We start from the raw sequence: 17,572 nt of genomic DNA, 5'->3' as shown, positions 1-17,572 counted from the left end.
GATGGAGCAGGAGTTAATTGAGAGCTTTAAAAAAATTGTCGGTGCGGCACATGCTATAACGGATCAGGCATCGATTGCACCGTATTTGATTGAAGAACGCGGGCTTTTTCATGGAAAAACACCATTGCTTTTACGTCCATCTTCCACAGCGGAGGTCTCATCAATTATGCGGTTAGCTAGTCAAACATGCACGCCGATTGTACCTCAGGGAGGGAATACAGGTCTCGTAGGCGGTCAACAGCCAGATGAAAATGGATGTGGCGTTCTTTTATCCATGGAACGATTAAATAAGATTAGATGTCTTAATCTTGAGGGTAATTTTGCTGTGGTGGAAGCTGGTGTTATTTTACAAAATTTACAGAAAAAAGTGAATGAATCAGGTCGTTTTTTTCCTCTTTCTCTAGCTTCAGAAGGTTCCTGCCAGATAGGGGGAAACCTTTCATCTAACGCTGGAGGAACAGCTGTTTTAGCGTATGGCAATATGCGTGAGCTTTGTCTTGGTTTAGAAGTTGTTTTGCCTGATGGACGTATTTTGGATGATTTGCGTTTTGTAAAGAAGGACAATAGCGGCTATGATTTGAAAAACCTTTTTATTGGCGCGGAAGGCACTTTAGGTATTATAACAGCAGCAGTTTTAAAGCTTTTTCCGAAGCCTAAAGGAAAAGCAGTTTCTTTGGTCGGTTTATGTAGTCCAGCGAAGGCTCTTGAGTTTTTATCTTTTGCTCAATGTCATGGAGGGGCGATGTTGACTGGTTTTGAGCTTATGGGAAAACTCAGCTTGCAAATGGCTTTAGACTACAAAATGTGTGAGAGGTCACCTCTTGAGCATAAGCATGAATGGTATGTATTGATTAATATTTCATCATTGCAGAGCGATGAAGAGGCATTATCAGTGCTAAGTGTTATTTTAGAAGAATCTTTAAAGAATGCTGTGATAGAAGAGGCTGTTGTTGCACAATCATTAAAGCAGCAAGATTTTTTTTGGCAATTGCGTGAAAGTATATCATCTGCACAGAAGTTAGCGGGAGGGTCTATTAAGCACGATATTGCGGTGCCTCTTGCTTCTATTCCTGATTTTATTGCTGAGGCAGCACGTATTGTTGAAGATATTGCTCCAGGAGCACGGGTGGTTTGTTTTGGGCACATGGGTGATGGAAACCTTCATTACAATATTACGCAGCCTATTGGGGTTGATACTGCAGCATTTTTACAATTATGGTCACAAATGAATCATCGGATTCATAGTTTAGTGATGCATTATCAAGGTGCATTTTCTGCTGAGCATGGAATTGGCCAACTTAAGCGTGAGGAACTTCGTGCTTTCAAATCACCTGTTGCGTTGGATATGATGCAAGGGATTAAGAAAATGCTCGACCCTTTAGGAATTATGAATCCTAGAAAAATATTATAATTCGAGAGAAGTGAATTTTGTCACGTGTTTTTGTTTAGATTTCAATAACCAAAAAAGAAATCAGTTGTTTTTTATTCAATCTTTTAATAATCCAATGGGGAAAAGCTGTTAAAGGGTGTATATTATTAAAATAAATTGGGACACTATATATGGCTAATCAATGCTTTAATCAGGCAAAAGCGGTGCTTGAATTTCGGTTAGATCCGTGCCATTTGCCACAAACAACGGCGTATTTTTCATCAAAAACGGGCAATCAAATAGTTTGTTCGTTAAATGAGCGCGGTGTTTTTTTAAAAATGGATACTCCCTCGAGTTTATCACGTTTAGTGCCATCTTATCATTTTAAAGGAATTGCGGCACGCACTGTAAAAACGCGTTCAGGAGAAAAAGCTGTCGCATTAGAGTTGTTTCATGCAGATGAGGAAACTTGCATCCCGCTTTTAGTTTCTAGAGATTTGAATAATGTTCTTCTGGATTGGCGATTATGGGCGGATACTTATGGTCTTCCTATGCTTATGATCAATGAAGATAATAGTGTTATGGTTGTCAAAGATCGTTCTGATTTACGTCGATTTTTGGGTACGACAATGCATTCTAAACAAAAGTACTTTTCACTTCGTTGTAGCAATCCATTGGGTTTACGTTTGGTGATCTCAAATCGAGTTGCGCTACAGTAGTATTGTTGCACATTTATTTTTATATTGTGCTGTGAGATGCATTTATTTTTTACTATATTGTTGTATGTGACATTTTATTAGCTGTATGAGAGCTTTGTTTGATAACATACGTTTAAAGCAGACATCTGCGTTAGATGTTTTTTCTATTGTGGTTACCATGAAAATGCCTTTTTTCCAAAGCAGCTAAGCCATCAGCTTTATGGCAATAGGAACACCTTATTGGTAAATGTAGGCTTTGGTTTTTCGGCATCATTAAAGCATTGGTAAGTTACAATAGAGAAAATTTCATGGTCTCTTCTCTATGCAAAGGCAATGACAGTGCATGGTACTTGTTTTCAAGCGCTTGGATAAGCGACAAGATAATCACGTGATTACAATCACAATTGCATATTCAGGAAATTTTCTCTATCTTCTCTGTTTTGTGATTTTTATGAATATTTTTGTTTATAGTGTTTTGTTTTTCAAAAGAAAATCCAGTATTTTTCCAAAATCATGAGTAATACAGGACAGTAAGCAGATGTGTGCATCATGCTACTATGTGAAATTATAAAATTATGAAAAAGACTACTCAAAAGATTTAGCTTTCTCGTGCAATGGCTCGCCATCCGATATCGCGGCGAACAAATCCTTCTGGCCAATCAATACAATCAACAGCTTCATAGGCGCGCTTTTGCGCTTGGGTAATAGTTTCTCCTATTGCTGTTATATTTAAAACGCGTCCACCATTAGCAATGAGTTCTCCATTGCGTAATGCTGTGCCGGCTTGAAAAACTTTCACATCAGAAAAAGTGTTCACTTTATCAACATTACGAATAACAGTGCCTTTTTGGGGAGAGTCTGGATAACCGGTAGCAGCCATAACAACGGTTAAGGCAGTTTTTTCAGACCACTGAAGGGATTTATTTTCAAGATTTCCTTGAGCTGCAGCAAGAAGAAGCGGAAGAATATCATCTTTTAAGCGCATCATTAAAACCTGACATTCAGGATCGCCGAATCGTACGTTAAATTCAATTAATTCAGGTCCTTTTTGCGTTATCATCAACCCAACGAAGAGAACACCTTTAAAGGGAGCTCCCATTTCGTTCATACTATGTAGAGTTGGTTCAACAATTTCTTTGAGGGTACGACTAACCATTTCCTCGGTCATGATGGGAGCTGGTGAATAAGCTCCCATGCCACCGGTATTGGCTCCAGTATCTCCATCACCTACACGTTTATGATCTTGAGCAGATCCAAAGGGAAGAGCAGTTTTACCATCACAAAGACAGAAGAAGCTTGCTTCTTCACCTTCAAGAAAAGATTCTACAACAATTTTTTTTCCTGTATTGCCAAATGTACTTTTAAAGCAAGCATCAACCGCATTAAATGCTTCTTCTACAGTTGTTGCAACAACAACACCTTTACCGGCAGCTAAGCCATCGGCTTTAATGACAATAGGAACACCTTGTTGATGAATATAGGCTTTGGCTTTTGCAGCATCATTAAAGCATTGGTAAGTCCCTGTAGGAATATTATTTTTACGACATAAATCCTTTGTAAAAGCTTTTGAACCTTCTAATTGAGCAGCTTTTTGAGTAGGTCCAAATACACAGATATTGGCGCTATTAAGGGAGTCTGTTATACCTGCCACCAATGGAGCTTCTGGTCCAACAATCACGAGATCAATAGAATGTGCTTTACAAAAATCAATAACGAGAGGATGATCATCAATATTCAAATCAATATTTTCACCAAGTTCCATTGTTGCAGGATTCCCAGGAGCACAATATAATTTTGTTAGCAGTGGTGATGCTGCTATTTTCCATGCTAAAGCGTGTTCTCGTCCACCTGAGCCGATAAGAAGAATGTTCATTGCTTGCTCCTATTGCAGAAGATGATTAAAAGAGTTTTCTTGTCATAAGAATGAAATGCCTCTATCGCAAGACTAAAGGTAAAATTATGTGATGAAAAAAAGCAAAGATATTGCACATATTCAATCCTGTGAAAGCCAGGGACGGGTGATGGATGCCTCCTCCAAACAATGGGTCTACCATTTTCTTCCCCCTTCATTGTGGTTTTACGCTCAATTGGCACGTTGGGATCGGCCTATCGGATGGCAGTTGTTGATGTGGCCGTGTTTTTGGTCAACAACAATGGCTTTTCTCTCTTACGAAATGCATCGATATCCTTTTTTAACAATGTTACTTCATTGGTTTTGGTATCTCTTTCTTTTTTTTCTAGGTTCTATAGCTATGAGGGGTGCAGGGTGTACTTGGAATGATCTCATTGATCATAAAATTGATTCTCAGGTGGAGAGAACACGTTCTCGTCCATTACCAACAGGGCATGTGAGTCGATTTCAGGCAAAAATTTTTATATTTTTACAATGTTTGGTCGGTTTAGCTGTCTTGTCACAATTTAATAAGTTCAGTTTTTTTCTAGGTATCTCGTCATTGATAGCGGTTGCAGTCTATCCTTTTATGAAACGTGTTACATATTGGCCGCAGTTTTTTTTAGGTGTTGCATTTAATTGGGGCGCATTAATGGGGTGGGCAGTTGTGTTTGGAAGTTTAAGTTGGGCACCAATTTTACTTTATGCGGGCTCTATCTTTTGGACGATAGGATATGATACAATTTACGCGCATCAAGATAAGGAAGATGATGCTACGATTGGTGTAGGTTCTACAGCGCTTCTTTTTGATGAAGGCACCAAGCGTGCTTTGGTATTTTTATATAGCAGTTTCATTGTACTCGTTAGCTTGGCATTTTATTTGGCGCAAGTCCCTATTCTTAGTTTCTTGGGGATTTTTATGGCAAGCATCCACATGTTTATTCAAATTAAAGAGATTGATATAGATAACAGTTCACAATGCTTGAGGCTTTTTAAATCAAATTCGTTGGTTGGTTTTATAATTTTTGCTGGTTTGGTATGCGGCGGTATATGGATGATGTTTTATCCTTCCATTTAGTGACAATAAGTTAAAAGTAAAATCATATACTGTGTGATGCTTGAAGAGAAGGAAATTAAAAGTTAAGGATGCTTTCATAGATTTTAAATTTTTTTTGCAGTTTTTAGAGTCTTTTTGCATCTATAGCTAAGCTTTTCTATTCCAGACTTAGAGCTTTTTCTCATAACAAAATTGCAATTTTGTCGAATTCCTCGTTTTTATAGGATAAATTAAAAACAAACTTTAATAAGGATACTTGAATCAACCACTCTTATCTTCATTCAAATCACGTATTTCTACCTAATTTCATTTAGGTTTGAAACGTACAAGATCATGTTATTTTTTTGGTTCTATTTTAACATATTATTGATCACACTTTCCCGATTTTTTTACAGAATACACATTTTTGCTTGGATGAGTTTGTAACTGTGACCTTTTTTAAAAGGGTATAGTGGAAAAAAGATTGTTATCAGTTAAATTTCATAGTGAAGATGTAATTCTCAGTTGAATTGAAATCAATGATCTATTCTGCATTTTGTAAAGAGTTGTTTAATTGTTATGAAAACAAAATCTTCATAACAATTAAAGTTTGAAAAATTAGGGATAAAGTTTTTGCTTTTGCCAATCATCATATTCAACAGAATCGCGTGTAAAAAGCAAGCGGTCATGTAAACGAAACGGTCGATCACGCCAGAATTCGATAGAAAGGGGTTTAACGCGAAATCCGGACCAATAAGGTGGACGCGGGATGTTTCCTATTGCATAACGCGTAGTATATTGGGCAATTGCTTTTTCGAGGACAAAACGGTTTTCTAATGGTTGAGATTGTTTGGATGCCCATGCACCAATTCGGCTACCACGTGGCCGTGATTGGAAATACGCATCTGCTTCTTGAGTGCTAACTTTTTCAACAACTCCTCGAATTCTGACCTGACGACGAAGCGATTTCCAATGAAAACCCAAGGATGCTTTCATTGATTTTAAAATTTCTTGTCCTTTTTGGCTTTCATAGTTGGTGTAGAAGACGAAGCCTTGGGAACTGTAATCTTTGAGAAGAACCATACGAACATTAGGCAAACCCGTTTCATCAACTGTTGCTAATGCCATAGCATTAGGATCATTGATTTCGCTCACTGTTGCTTCTTCAAGCCACTTTGCAAAAAGTGCAAAAGGTTTTTGCATTTGCATAAAATCATCGTCTGTTTGTATTTTATTGCTCATAGGATCTCCAAATGTCAGTGAGTATGAATGAGAAACTCTTTAACTTACTTTGTCATTAAGGAATAAAGCGCTGTTTTTCTCTTATTTCAAAAAGCCAATGCTGTTATATACTATGTATGGTTCCTTAATCATTTTTGTTTTTAGCGTAGAATACAATGCACTATATTAAATAAAATATTTATTTTATCTGGTATTTTGGTTTCTTTGTAGACATATAAAGAGAGAAAAAATCATTCTTTAGAAGAGACTGGTGAAGCTGTGAGGGATATTGAAAAACATATTAGTTGATATTTTGAAAACACAAAAATTGAAAAGAGGGCAATATGCGTGATCCGTACACGATTCTGGGTGTGGCACGTACCGCGAAACCACAAGAGATTAAGTCGGCATTCAGAAGATTAGCGAAGAAATATCATCCAGACCACAATATGGATGATGCAAAGGCTAAAGAAAAGTTTTCTGAAATTAATCAAGCCTATGAAATTATAGGTGATAAAGACAAAAAAGCACAATTTGACCGTGGTGAAATTGATATGGAGGGAAAACCACTTTACCAAGCCTATGGCACTGGTGAAAACTTTAGAAATAGTCATAATCCCTTTTCAGGAGGAGCGAAAGGTTTTGATTTTGGTTCTTCAGGTGGTGCAGGTTTTGATGCGGGTGATATTTTTCGCGATCTATTTGGAAGAGGAGGAGGTTTTTCGAATTCTGCTCAATATAGTAGACCTCAACAAGGGGCGCATGTTCGTGCCAATCTTTCCGTCACATTGGAGCAGATGGTTGGTGCAGAAAAGGTGGAAGCTGTTTTTCCTAATGGGAAAAAGTTAAAAATTAAACTTCCAGATTATGTTGAAGATGGTCAAATTATTCGCTTAAAAGGCCAAGGAGAAGAGGTGGCTTATGGACAAGCAGGAGATGCGTTGGTAACTATACATATTCAAAAACATCCTCGTTTACGGGTTGAAGGAAGGGCACTCCATCTTGACTTACCAGTTCCCCTTACACATGCTGTTTTGGGAGCAAAAGAAGAAGTTGAGACTTTGGAAGGGCGCGTGGTTTTAACTATTCCAGCTTGGTCAAGCTCTGATCGTGTTTTACGGTTGAAAGGAAAAGGACTTCGTTTAAAAAACGGCAAAAGAGATGATCTTTATGTGCATGTTCGTGTTATGTTGCCGGAAGGTGGAGATGCAGCATTAGAACAGTTTCTGCAGATGCGACAAGGTTAATTTTTGAATTATATACAAGCATAGTTTTTTTTGATTTTAAACCAATTGCTTGAAGAAAAAGTTGACCTATGCCATAGGCAGATAAATAATATTAATTTTAAGTAACAATGGGACAGTGCTGATGGCTAAGGGTAATGGTTTATTGTACGGTAAGCGTGGTTTAATTTTAGGATTGGCCAATAATCGCTCAATCGCTTGGGGAATAGCTAAAGCGGCGAGTGCAGCAGGAGCAGAGCTTGCTTTTACCTATCAGGGAGAAGCAATGAGGAAACGTGTTGAGCCTTTGGCTGAGGAAGTAAAAGGATTAGTTTGCGGGCATTGTGATGTCTCTGATAGTGCATCTATTGATGCGGTCTTTAAAGTAATAGAGAGGAAATGGGGCAAACTCGATTTTTTAGTTCATGCTATTGGTTTTTCTGATAAAGATGAATTAAGTGGTCGTTATATTGATATTAGCGAATCGAATTTTATGATGACCATGAATATTTCCGTTTATTCCTTAACAGCTTTGGTGAAGCGTGCAGAGAAATTAATGTCGGACGGTGGTTCAATTTTAACACTGAGCTATTATGGTGCAGAAAAAGTTGTTCCTAATTATAATGTAATGGGAGTAGCAAAAGCAGCTCTTGAAGCGAGCGTAAAATATCTAGCAGTGGATTTAGGTCCTCAGCATATTCGTGTTAATGCTCTATCTGCTGGACCAATCAAAACGTTAGCTGCTTCGGGCATTGGTGATTTTCGTTATATCTTGAAATGGAATGAATATAATGCTCCTTTACGTCGTACGGTGACAATTGAAGAGGTAGGTGATTCTGCGCTTTACTTTCTTTCAGATTTGTCTCGTTCTGTTACGGGTGAAGTGCATCATGTGGATTCAGGTTATAATATCATAGGTATGAAAGCTGTCGATGCACCAGACATTTCTGTCGTTAAAGAATAAAGTTTGGTTTATAAAACCTTCTTTGACAACGGTGATTTAACTGAATTTAAACGGCCATGATGTTCTTTAAAAAAGGCTGTAGTTGCTTATATTTGACGGAGAAGCGGATCATTTTTTATGTCGCATAATACATTTGGTCATTTGTTTCGTGTAACGACATGGGGTGAAAGTCATGGCGCTGCTCTTGGATGTGTTATCGATGGTTGTCCTCCGGGAATTACTTTTACTCTTTCAGAAATTCAAGTCTATCTTGATAAACGTAGACCAGGACAATCCCAATATACAACGCAGCGGCGAGAACTGGACCAAGTAGAAGTACTGTCAGGGATTATTGTTCAAGACGATGGGATGACATTGGTGACAACGGGTACGCCAATTTCTCTCTTGATTCGAAATACAGATCAGCGTTCTAAGGATTATGGCTCAATTGCCCATCAGTACCGTCCTGGTCATGCAGATTATACTTACGATATTAAATATGGTATCCGTGATTTTCGGGGTGGTGGACGGGCTTCAGCGCGTGAGACGGCAGCACGTGTTGCGGCAGGTGCTGTTGCTCGTAAAATTGTTCCTGGTTTGATAATACGGGGAGCAGTGGTAGCAATTGGTCCTCATAATATTAATCGCGATCGTTGGGATTGGTTAGAAGTTGATAACAATCCTTTTTTTACACCTGATGCAGAAATAGTGCATGTTTTTAGTGATTATATCGATAAATTACGGAAAGCTGGTTCATCTGTTGGTGCTCTTATTGAGATTATTGCAGAAAATGTTCCAGCGGGGTTAGGGGCACCTATTTACGCAAAGCTTGACCAAGATATTGCATCATTACTCATGTCAATTAATGCGGTGAAGGGTGTTGAAATAGGGGATGGTTTTGCAGTAGCTCGCCTGAGAGGAGAAGAAAATGCAGATGAAATGCGTATGGAAAGTGATGGGAAACCACTTTTTTTATCTAATCATGCTGGCGGCATTTTAGGTGGAATATCGACTGGACAGCCAATTGTTGTACGTTTTGCTGTGAAGCCTACGTCATCAATTTTAACGCCTCGTTGTTCAATTGATATTGATGGTAATAATGTAGATGTTATAACGAAAGGGCGTCATGATCCGTGTGTGGGGATTCGTGCTGTTCCTGTTGGGGAAGCGATGGTTGCTTGTGCGATTGCTGATCATTATTTAAGGCATCGTGGTCAGGTTGGTTGTGGTTGAAAGGAACGTAATGACGTATGATCAGAAAAAAATTGTTTCTGCCATTAGGGCTTTTGAACGCGGTGAAATTGTTGTGGTTACAGATGATTATGGCCGCGAAAACGAAGGTGATTTAACAGTTGCAGCTGTTCATTGTACAGAAGAAAAGATGGCATTTATCATTCGTCACACAACGGGGATTGTTTGTGCACCTATGCCAAAAGAAGAAGCACAACGGTTTAATCTTGCACCTATGGTACCAGATAATAATTCAGCGCACCGCACCCAATTTACTGTTACTGTTGATTTTAAACATGGAATAACGACAGGTATTTCAGCACACGATCGCGCATTAGCGGTCCGTAATCTTGCGAACTCAAATGCTGGTGCGAGCGATTTTATTCGTCCAGGACATATTTTTCCTTTGATTGCGCATGAAGGAGGGGTCCTTATGCGTTCAGGCCACACGGAGGCCGCGGTTGATTTATGTAAATTAGCTAGTTTGCCACAAGTTGGCGTGATCGGTGAATTGGTTAATGACGATGGCAGTGTTAAACATGGAGATGAGGTTACAAAATTTGCGCAAGATCACAAATTGCATATGATTACGGTTGCTGATCTTATTGCCTACCGCCAACGTAAAGAGATGTTGATTAGGCATGTTGGAGAAATGCCTATTGAAACATTGGCAGGGACAGCTGTTCTTCAAAGTTATCAACTTCCTTGGGAGAATGTTCAGCATATTGCAATCGTTTTTGGTGATATTCGTGATGGTGAAGATATTCCTGTGCGTTTGCATCGCGAAAACATTATAAACGATGTTTTTGGTCAATCTTCAGAGATTGCAGTTATCATGCGGCGTATGGTGAAAGAAGAGAAACGTGGTGTGTTTGTTTATTTGCGTGAAGGATCCATTGGTGTGCAATCAGTTATTGACAGTCAGGCAATGGCAATGAGAGGTTTAGAGGACCATGTGCAGGCGATTGAACGCGAAGAAGAATGGCGCCAAATTGGTTTAGGAGCGCAAATTCTAAAACATTTAGGGATTAGTTCCGTTATTGTTTATGCTTCTAAAGAACGTCATTATGTTGGTTTAGAGGGTTTTGGAATTCGCATATCCAGAACAGATATCTTATGAGGTTTATATGAAAAAAGAGATACAAAAGGGAGATGTTACTGCATTAAGTTTTGAGGAAGCACTCAAGCAGCTTGAGGTTATAGTTGAGAATTTGGAACGTGGGGATGTTCCTTTAGAACAATCAATTGATATTTATGAGCGTGGTGAAGCTCTTAAAAAACATTGTGAGAAACTCTTGAAAGTGGCTGAGGCAAAAGTTGAGAAGATTCAGCTTTCAGATAAAGGTATTCCGGAAGGTGTAGAGCCTCTAGATTCTGAATGAGATTCAGTAATTTTTCTGTATTTGTTGGGTTATAAGGGGGAAAACTTCATTTACAAAGAACAGGTTTTAGGAGTTTCTTTTTTATGAAATGGGTTAGAAACGGGAAAATCTGTAGATAATTTCAAACAGATAAAGTATTTCAGTAAAAATAGAACACACTATGAATAAAGTAAGGAAAGGTGTGTAACTTCATCTCGCTCTCTTGATAAAATAGATATAAGGAGTTTCTTTTGTCTAGGCCATTAACGCCATTGCTTGACTATATTTGTGTACCACAAGATTTGCGGGCATTACCTGAGTCTGATTTGGTACAATTAGCTAATGAGTTGCGGGCAGAAACAATTAATGCGGTTTCCGTAACAGGTGGTCATCTTGGTGCAGGGCTCGGTGTTATTGAGCTCACTGTTGCGTTGCATTATGTCTTTAATACACCTGAGGATAGGATTATTTGGGATGTTGGTCATCAAGCCTATCCCCATAAGATTTTGACGGGGCGTAGAGATAAAATTCGCACATTGCGTCAAGAGGGTGGATTATCAGGTTTTACGAAGCGTTCAGAAAGTGTGTATGATCCATTTGGGGCTGGTCATTCTTCTACTTCTATTTCAGCTGGCCTTGGGATGTCGGTGGCAAGTGCTTTGAAGGTGGAGACAAGACGGAATATTATTTCTGTAATTGGTGATGGTGCTATGTCTGCTGGTATGGCTTATGAAGCTATGAATAATGCTGGTGCTTTGGATGCACGCTTAATTGTTATCCTTAATGATAATGATATGTCTATTGCGCCTCCTACGGGTGCTATGAGTGCTCATCTTGCACGGTTGGTTTCTCGTCCCGCTTACCGTAGTTTGCGTGAACGGGTAAAAGTGCTCAGCAAAAAATTGCCAAAGTTTTTTGGGGAGAAGGCGCGCCGTTCAGAGGAGTTTGCCCGTGGTTTTTTGGTCGGAGGAACTTTATTTGATGAACTTGGCTTTTACTATGTTGGACCAATAGATGGTCATAATTTAGAGCATCTGTTGCCTGTTTTGAAAAATGTTCGTGAATATCCTTATGGTCCTGTTTTGGTGCATGTAGTAACTCATAAGGGTAAGGGTTATGCACCTGCGGAAGCATCATCGGATAAATATCATGGTGTTAATAGTTTTGATGTTGTTACAGGCAAACAGATCAATACACAAAGTAATTCTCTTTCCTATACCAAGGTGTTTTCTAAGGCTTTAATAGAGGAAGCCAGTCATGATGATAAGATTATAGGTATAACGGCGGCAATGCCTACTGGAACGGGCCTTGATGCTTTTGCTGAAAAATTTCCTGAAAGAATGTTTGATGTTGGTATTGCTGAGCAGCATGCCGTAACTTTTGCTGCTGGCATTGCTTGCGAAGGATATAAGCCTTTTGTCGCGATTTATTCTACTTTTTTACAGCGTGCTTATGATCAGATTATCCACGATGTATCGATTCAAAAATTACCGGTGCGTTTTGCGATTGATCGAGCAGGTTTTGTAGGGGCAGACGGTGCGACACATGCTGGCAGTTTTGATATTGTTTTTTTGTCCACTCTTCCTGAATTTGTTGTTATGGCGCCTTCTGATGAAGTTGAATTGATGCATATGGTACGTACTGCTGCAGCTTATGATCAGGGGCCACTTTCTTTTCGTTATCCGCGTGGTGAAGGTGTTGGCATCGATTTACCTGAGCGTGGTGAGTTATTAGAGATTGGAAAAGGGCGTATTTTGCGTGAAGGAAGCAGGATAGCTTTGGTTTGTTTTGGAACGCGGATGTCGGAAGTGTTGATGGCTGCTGGTATGTTGGAAGAAGAAGGGTTGTCTACGACGGTTGCAGATGCGCGGTTTGCAAAACCTTTGGATAAGGATTTGATGCGTCGTTTGGCACGTGAACATGAAGTATTAGTGACAATTGAAGAAGGCGCAATGGGTGGATTTGGAGCGCACTTATTGCAGTTTTTGGCACAAGAAGGGCTCTTAGAGCATGGTTTGAAAGTTCGTACATTAAAACTTCCTGACGAATATTTAAATCATGGTTCACCAGAGAAAGTTCTTTCACGTATAGGACTTGATGCTGTTGGTATTATCAACACGGTTTTTACTGCTTTGGGACGCAAAATTCGGACAGTGCAGAAAAGTCGAGTATGAGATGTCTGTCAGAAAAAGGCTTGATGTTCTCTTAGTTGAAAAAAACTTTTTTACGACGCGCTCACGAGCACGTGATGCTATCATGCGCCAAACAGTTAGGGTTAATGGCGAAATAATTATTAAAGCTGGGCAAATTATTTCTAACGATGCAGAAATTGTAGTTTGCGATCCGGCACAGAACTATGTCTCGCGTGCAGCGTTAAAATTGATCAGTGCACTTGATGCATTTCCGATTGTCACCGATAAAGTGACTGCCATTGATATTGGTGCATCAACAGGTGGTTTTACGCAAGTTCTTTTAGAACGTGGAGTGATTCATATTATTGCTGTTGATGTTGGTCATAATCAATTCGATGTGCGTTTATCAGGCAATAGTGCTATAACCTTACTAGAAGGTTTGAATGTGAGAGATTTGAAACAAGAACATTTAGGCAGCCGAGAAATTAATCTCATAGTATCGGATGTTAGTTTTATTTCTCTCAAGCTTGCATTACCTCCTGTTTTATCTTTGGCCAAAAAGGGAGCACAAGCTGTTTTATTGGTAAAACCTCAATTTGAGGTTGGCCGCAAGCATCTTGGTAAGGGGGGAGTATTAAAAGATCCATCAATGGCTAAACAAACTGCTGAAGAACTTTTTAATTGGCTGAATATGCAAAGTGGATGGAGTGCAAAAGGTTTGCTGCCCTCACCCATTGCGGGTGGTAATGGTAATCTAGAATATTTATTATTCGGGGAAAAAAAGAGTGAATGACAATGTCATAATAGACCATATTGGAACGAACGGTCATGGTGTTTTCAATACACCTCATGGGTTTGTTTATGTTCCTTTTACTTTACCAAGAGAATTTGCTGAAATCGCTGTTCATGGAAAATACGCTACACTCATAGCATTAAAGGAAAAATCACCAGAACGCATTGATGCCCTTTGTCCGCATTTTGGGGAATGTGGAGGATGTGCACTTCAGCATTGGCGTACCGATGTTTATAGCGTATGGAAACGACAGTTAGTTGTTGATGCGCTCAAAGAATATGGGCTTGATGTTGCCATTTCACCTTTAATCGAGTGTAAACCCTATAGTCGCCGGCGAATTACTTTAACAGCATCTATGACACTACAAGGTCAGAGAGTCGGTTTTAATCGTCATTTTTCTCATGATATTGTGGCTCTTAAAGAATGTCCAGTGAGTCGTCCAGAGCTCATATCTAAGCTGGGTGATGTGAGGATGCTATGTGCTTTTCTAAGCAATCATGTAAAACGGTTTCACATCACGATAACACACGTTGAAAATGGGTTTGATGTTGCGTTAAGTGGTTGTGTTATACGCCATGAGTCTGTTCGCCAGAAAATGGTGCGTGCAGCCCTTTTGTCTGGGATTACGCGTTTGTCTGTCGAAGGGGAAGTTTTGGTTGAACAAGAAAAACCATTGATTTACTTTGGAGATGTGTGTGTTGAATTTCCGGCTGGCGGGTTTCTTCAAGCAACTTTGGAAGCAGAAAATACTATAAGCAATATTATTTTGACTCATTTTAAAAAAGCAAAGAATGTTGCCGATTTGTTTTCAGGGATTGGAACCTTCGCATTGCGTATGGCTAAGAAAATGAATGTTCATGCGGTGGAAAATGATGAAGTAGCGTTGGCAAATTTAGATTCAGCAGCACGTTTTGCGACTGGTTTAAAAACAGTAACCTGTGAAAAACGCGATCTTTTTCGCTGCCCACTTTCTGTGAACGAACTTGAGTGTTTTGAGAGTGTTGTTTTTGATCCTCCACGCGCTGGAGCAGAAGAGCAAGCACGTGAATTGGCTAAGGCAACAATACCACGTGTTATAGCTATTTCGTGCAATCCTATTACATTTGCTCGTGATTTATCTCTTCTTGTTGATGGTGGTTATACAGTAGAACAAATCATACCGATTGATCAATTTTTATGGTCACCACATGTTGAAATTGTTGCTGTTTTGAGCAAGCGCAAAGTAAAGAGAGGTTGGAAGCTTTAGTCTAAATTGAAAAGCTTTTCTGAATTTCTTTGAGAAATTTTAAAATCAAGTTCATTTGGTATATTTTATGAAAAAGCTGTTCCTCCAATTGTCATATTATTGATTCGCAAGTGAGGCTGTCCAACGCCAACAGGAACGTTTTGTCCGGCTTTTCCGCACATACCGATACCATTATCAAGTTTGCTATCATTCCCAATCATTGTAATACGTTTCATAGCATCCGGCCCATTTCCGATGAGTGTCGCACCTTTGATTGGGGCTACAATTTTGCCATTTTCCACTCTGTAAGCTTCAGTACATTCAAAGACGAATTTTCCAGAGGTGATATCAACTTGTCCACCACCAAATGAAACAGCATAGATACCACTTTTGAGTGAGGATAGAATTTCTTCAGGTGTTTTGTCCCCCCCTAACATGATCGTATTCGTCATTCTTGGCATTGGTGCATATGCATAGGATTCACGCCGTCCGTTTCCGGTTGGATTAACCCCCATAAGTCGAGCATTGAGTCTGTCTTGCATGTAACCAACAAGCTTTCCATCTTCAATAAGGACATTATATCCTGAAGGGGTGCCTTCATCGTCGATTGTGAGTGAACCACGGCACTGGGGAATTGTACCATCATCAACAACTGTAACACCTTTTGCGGCAATTTGTTGGCCCAAAAGTCCGGCAAAAGCAGAAGTTTTTTTGCGGTTAAAATCCCCTTCCAAACCATGGCCTACTGCTTCATGAAGCATAACACCAGGCCATCCATTGGCTAAAACAACATCAAATGTCCCTGCTGGCGCTGCTTCTGCTTCTAAGTTTATGAGAGCCATACGCAAGGCTTCATCAGCAGCCATTTTCCAATTTTCTTCATGAATGAATTGGTCAAATGCTTGCCGCCCACCACATCCATAGAAGCCATTTTCACGCCGATTACCCTCAGCAGCAACCACAGATATAGAAAGTCGTACAAGAGGACGAATATCACGAACCAGATGCTCATCTGCACGTAAAACTTCTATATGCTGTAGTGAACCAGAAAGAGAAACTGTAACTTGATGTAATTTATTATTTTTTGCCCGTAAATAGGCATCAATTTTTTGCAAAAGTGTACTTTTTTCCTCAAATGATGGAGCATCAAGCGGGCTATGTGGTTGATAAAGTCTTTTGTTTGTTTTTTGAGGTGCTGCGTTATAAGGACCTGCATGATTATTATAAGTAACAGCTTTTGCTGCGTCACTAGCACGTTTGAGTGCAGCAGCTGATAATTCACTAGAGTGTGCATATCCAGTAGCTTCTCCAGCAACAACACGCAGACCAAACCCCATGTCCTGATGAAATGAGCCGTTTTTAAGCTGTCCATTATCAAATAAAAGCGTTTCGCTTTCTGTATATTCTAGGTAAAGTTCACCATCATCAGCGTGATGAAGCGTTTCTTTTACAAGTGATTGCACCTTAGACGAGGCAATATCAAAATGGTCAATCAGCGATTTCATAGTGGTTACCTTATTTTATGAGAACTTGGAAAATCCCCATTTGTCTTGTTTAAGAAGCTGTGAAATGTGCTATAAGATTTTAATCATTTAATGTACGTAAATTCTATTATGTTGGTAAAGTTGCATAGGCATCACTAAGACCATTGAGATCAACGAGGCCTCCAACTGCTTGCTCGGGAGTTGTAAAAATAAAGTAAGTTGCCATTTTACCTTTAAAAAAGAGTTGTAGTATGTCTTCCTTAAGGACAGCTTCAGCAACACAATTATCGCCAAGACAACGGCGATATTCTACTCTTCCCATATTTTTATCATCAATTTTAAGGCCAACACCAGGGCGCAATTCAACGCGAATTGGAACAAAAACACGCATCAAAGCTCCTTGATTTTTAGGGAGTTTATAAAACGTAACACGGAGAGTAATGTCATGGCGATTTTGTGTATGTACATTTTGTACAACTTCACATTGCATATTAGGTGTACCTGGAGGCAGAGAACAAACTTTTGTCCATGCACCGTAGTTTTGTGGAGCAGGGACATTTTGCTCATGAGATGTTTGTGCAAGTGCATGATTGTTAGAAGCACTATAGAGTGTGTAAATAACAACACAAACAAAGAAAGTTTTTTTTAGCAATTTATAAAGTATCACAGAAAGCCCTAACAACATCAACACTGCATTATTATGCGTAGCTCTACATAAAAAACAAATTCTCAAGCCGAGATTATAACACAAAACCATTATCTACCCAAACATATTAATCCATATGCACGAAATAAAAAAGTAGAAAAAATATCATAGAAAAAAGGCTATTAGCCTTGCTTTATGATGTTTGGTATGATTATTTTTATGGTACGTTTATAAATCTAATAAATAATGTACATCGAAAAAATGTATTTTTGTTGCAAATATTTCCATCTGTTTTTAGGGGATACGTATAAGAAAGATAT

The 17,572-nt window shown here is 39.2% G+C and carries 15 protein-coding genes; 11 read left to right on the top strand and 4 right to left on the bottom strand.

The features are described 5' to 3' along the window. The first annotated feature begins 1 nt into the window (after position 1). Positions 2–1,411, top strand: coding sequence for an FAD-binding oxidoreductase (locus tag LBE40_RS05490; protein WP_004860787.1), 1,410 nt, complete (start codon positions 2–4; stop codon positions 1,409–1,411). 149 nt (positions 1,412–1,560) lie between these two features. Continuing rightward, positions 1,561–2,088, top strand: a complete 528-nt coding sequence (locus tag LBE40_RS05485; RefSeq protein ID WP_004860789.1) for a DUF6101 family protein — start codon at positions 1,561–1,563, stop codon at positions 2,086–2,088. Positions 2,089–2,665: 577 nt separating this feature from the next. On the opposite strand, the gene purD is transcribed toward LBE40_RS05485, so the two are convergent. After that, positions 2,666–3,940, bottom strand: coding sequence for a phosphoribosylamine--glycine ligase (gene purD / locus LBE40_RS05480; RefSeq protein WP_004860793.1), 1,275 nt, complete (start codon positions 3,938–3,940; stop codon positions 2,666–2,668). Positions 3,941–4,031: 91 nt separating this feature from the next. Here purD and ubiA point away from each other — a divergent pair, with 91 nt between their 5' ends. Next, a complete protein-coding gene (gene ubiA, locus LBE40_RS05475) occupies positions 4,032–5,036 on the top strand; it encodes a 4-hydroxybenzoate octaprenyltransferase (RefSeq protein ID WP_004860794.1) in 1,005 nt (334 codons plus the stop codon). 576 nt (positions 5,037–5,612) lie between these two features. Here ubiA and pdxH read toward each other — a convergent pair. After that, positions 5,613–6,236: a pyridoxamine 5'-phosphate oxidase gene (gene pdxH / locus LBE40_RS05470; protein ID WP_004860796.1), complete on the bottom strand. Its 624-nt coding sequence runs from the start codon at positions 6,234–6,236 to the stop codon at positions 5,613–5,615. Positions 6,237–6,559: 323 nt separating this feature from the next. On the opposite strand from pdxH, the gene LBE40_RS05465 reads away from it, so the two are divergent. The 8 genes from LBE40_RS05465 (at position 6,560) to LBE40_RS05430 (ending at position 15,143) form a co-directional block, all read left to right on the top strand. Further along, a complete protein-coding gene (locus LBE40_RS05465) occupies positions 6,560–7,462 on the top strand; it encodes a DnaJ C-terminal domain-containing protein (protein ID WP_004860799.1) in 903 nt (300 codons plus the stop codon). A 121-nt stretch (positions 7,463–7,583) separates the two neighbouring features. Continuing rightward, positions 7,584–8,402 (top strand): enoyl-ACP reductase FabI, encoded by an 819-nt coding sequence (gene fabI, locus LBE40_RS05460; RefSeq protein ID WP_004860803.1) that lies wholly within the window; start codon positions 7,584–7,586, stop codon positions 8,400–8,402. 117 nt (positions 8,403–8,519) lie between these two features. Beyond that, the gene (gene aroC, locus LBE40_RS05455) at positions 8,520–9,614 is read left to right on the top strand and encodes a chorismate synthase (RefSeq protein ID WP_004860807.1); all 1,095 of its coding nucleotides are present in this window, start codon (positions 8,520–8,522) and stop codon (positions 9,612–9,614) included. A 10-nt stretch (positions 9,615–9,624) separates the two neighbouring features. Next, a complete protein-coding gene (gene ribB, locus LBE40_RS05450; RefSeq protein WP_004860811.1) occupies positions 9,625–10,731 on the top strand; it encodes a 3,4-dihydroxy-2-butanone-4-phosphate synthase in 1,107 nt (368 codons plus the stop codon). A 7-nt stretch (positions 10,732–10,738) separates the two neighbouring features. Then, complete coding sequence (locus LBE40_RS05445; protein WP_004860815.1) at positions 10,739–10,993, top strand: exodeoxyribonuclease VII small subunit; 255 nt, start codon at positions 10,739–10,741, stop codon at positions 10,991–10,993. 230 nt (positions 10,994–11,223) lie between these two features. Continuing rightward, a complete protein-coding gene (gene dxs, locus LBE40_RS05440) occupies positions 11,224–13,146 on the top strand; it encodes a 1-deoxy-D-xylulose-5-phosphate synthase (RefSeq protein ID WP_004860818.1) in 1,923 nt (640 codons plus the stop codon). 1 nt (position 13,147) lies between these two features. Further along, the gene (locus LBE40_RS05435) at positions 13,148–13,897 is read left to right on the top strand and encodes a TlyA family RNA methyltransferase (RefSeq protein WP_004860821.1); all 750 of its coding nucleotides are present in this window, start codon (positions 13,148–13,150) and stop codon (positions 13,895–13,897) included. Continuing rightward, positions 13,890–15,143, top strand: coding sequence for a class I SAM-dependent RNA methyltransferase (locus LBE40_RS05430; protein WP_004860824.1), 1,254 nt, complete (start codon positions 13,890–13,892; stop codon positions 15,141–15,143). Before LBE40_RS05435 ends, LBE40_RS05430 begins: the two co-directional genes overlap by 8 nt. A 65-nt stretch (positions 15,144–15,208) precedes the next feature. Here LBE40_RS05430 and tldD read toward each other — a convergent pair whose 3' ends face one another. Then, positions 15,209–16,627 (bottom strand): metalloprotease TldD, encoded by a 1,419-nt coding sequence (tldD, locus tag LBE40_RS05425; protein WP_004860827.1) that lies wholly within the window; start codon positions 16,625–16,627, stop codon positions 15,209–15,211. A gap of 106 nt (positions 16,628–16,733) precedes the next feature. Next, entirely contained in the window at positions 16,734–17,291 is a 558-nt protein-coding gene (locus LBE40_RS05420; protein ID WP_040297085.1) for an invasion associated locus B family protein, read from the bottom strand. Positions 17,292–17,572 lie beyond the last annotated feature (281 nt).

Origin of the sequence: Bartonella taylorii, assembly GCF_023920105.1 — a bacterium.
Lineage (GTDB): Bacteria > Pseudomonadota > Alphaproteobacteria > Rhizobiales > Rhizobiaceae > Bartonella > Bartonella taylorii.
Note: the sequence above shows the minus strand (reverse complement) of the source record. Positions and strands in the feature narration are given on the sequence as shown.

Excerpts from the sequence above, each read along its gene's own strand:
- LBE40_RS05435 (WP_004860821.1), top strand. The coding sequence starts at position 13,148 with ATGTCTGTCAGAAAAAGGCTTGATGTTCTCTTAGTTGAAAAAAACTTT.
- purD (WP_004860793.1), bottom strand. The coding sequence starts at position 3,940 with ATGAACATTCTTCTTATCGGCTCAGGTGGACGAGAACACGCTTTAGCA.
- tldD (WP_004860827.1), bottom strand. The coding sequence starts at position 16,627 with ATGAAATCGCTGATTGACCATTTTGATATTGCCTCGTCTAAGGTGCAA.
- pdxH (WP_004860796.1), bottom strand. The coding sequence starts at position 6,236 with ATGAGCAATAAAATACAAACAGACGATGATTTTATGCAAATGCAAAAA.
- aroC (WP_004860807.1), top strand. The coding sequence starts at position 8,520 with ATGTCGCATAATACATTTGGTCATTTGTTTCGTGTAACGACATGGGGT.
- fabI (WP_004860803.1), top strand. The coding sequence starts at position 7,584 with ATGGCTAAGGGTAATGGTTTATTGTACGGTAAGCGTGGTTTAATTTTA.
- ribB (WP_004860811.1), top strand. The coding sequence starts at position 9,625 with ATGACGTATGATCAGAAAAAAATTGTTTCTGCCATTAGGGCTTTTGAA.
- LBE40_RS05445 (WP_004860815.1), top strand. The coding sequence starts at position 10,739 with ATGAAAAAAGAGATACAAAAGGGAGATGTTACTGCATTAAGTTTTGAG.
- LBE40_RS05485 (WP_004860789.1), top strand. The coding sequence starts at position 1,561 with ATGGCTAATCAATGCTTTAATCAGGCAAAAGCGGTGCTTGAATTTCGG.
- ubiA (WP_004860794.1), top strand. The coding sequence starts at position 4,032 with ATGAAAAAAAGCAAAGATATTGCACATATTCAATCCTGTGAAAGCCAG.
- LBE40_RS05420 (WP_040297085.1), bottom strand. The coding sequence starts at position 17,291 with ATGTTGTTAGGGCTTTCTGTGATACTTTATAAATTGCTAAAAAAAACT.
- LBE40_RS05465 (WP_004860799.1), top strand. The coding sequence starts at position 6,560 with ATGCGTGATCCGTACACGATTCTGGGTGTGGCACGTACCGCGAAACCA.
- LBE40_RS05490 (WP_004860787.1), top strand. The coding sequence starts at position 2 with ATGGAGCAGGAGTTAATTGAGAGCTTTAAAAAAATTGTCGGTGCGGCA.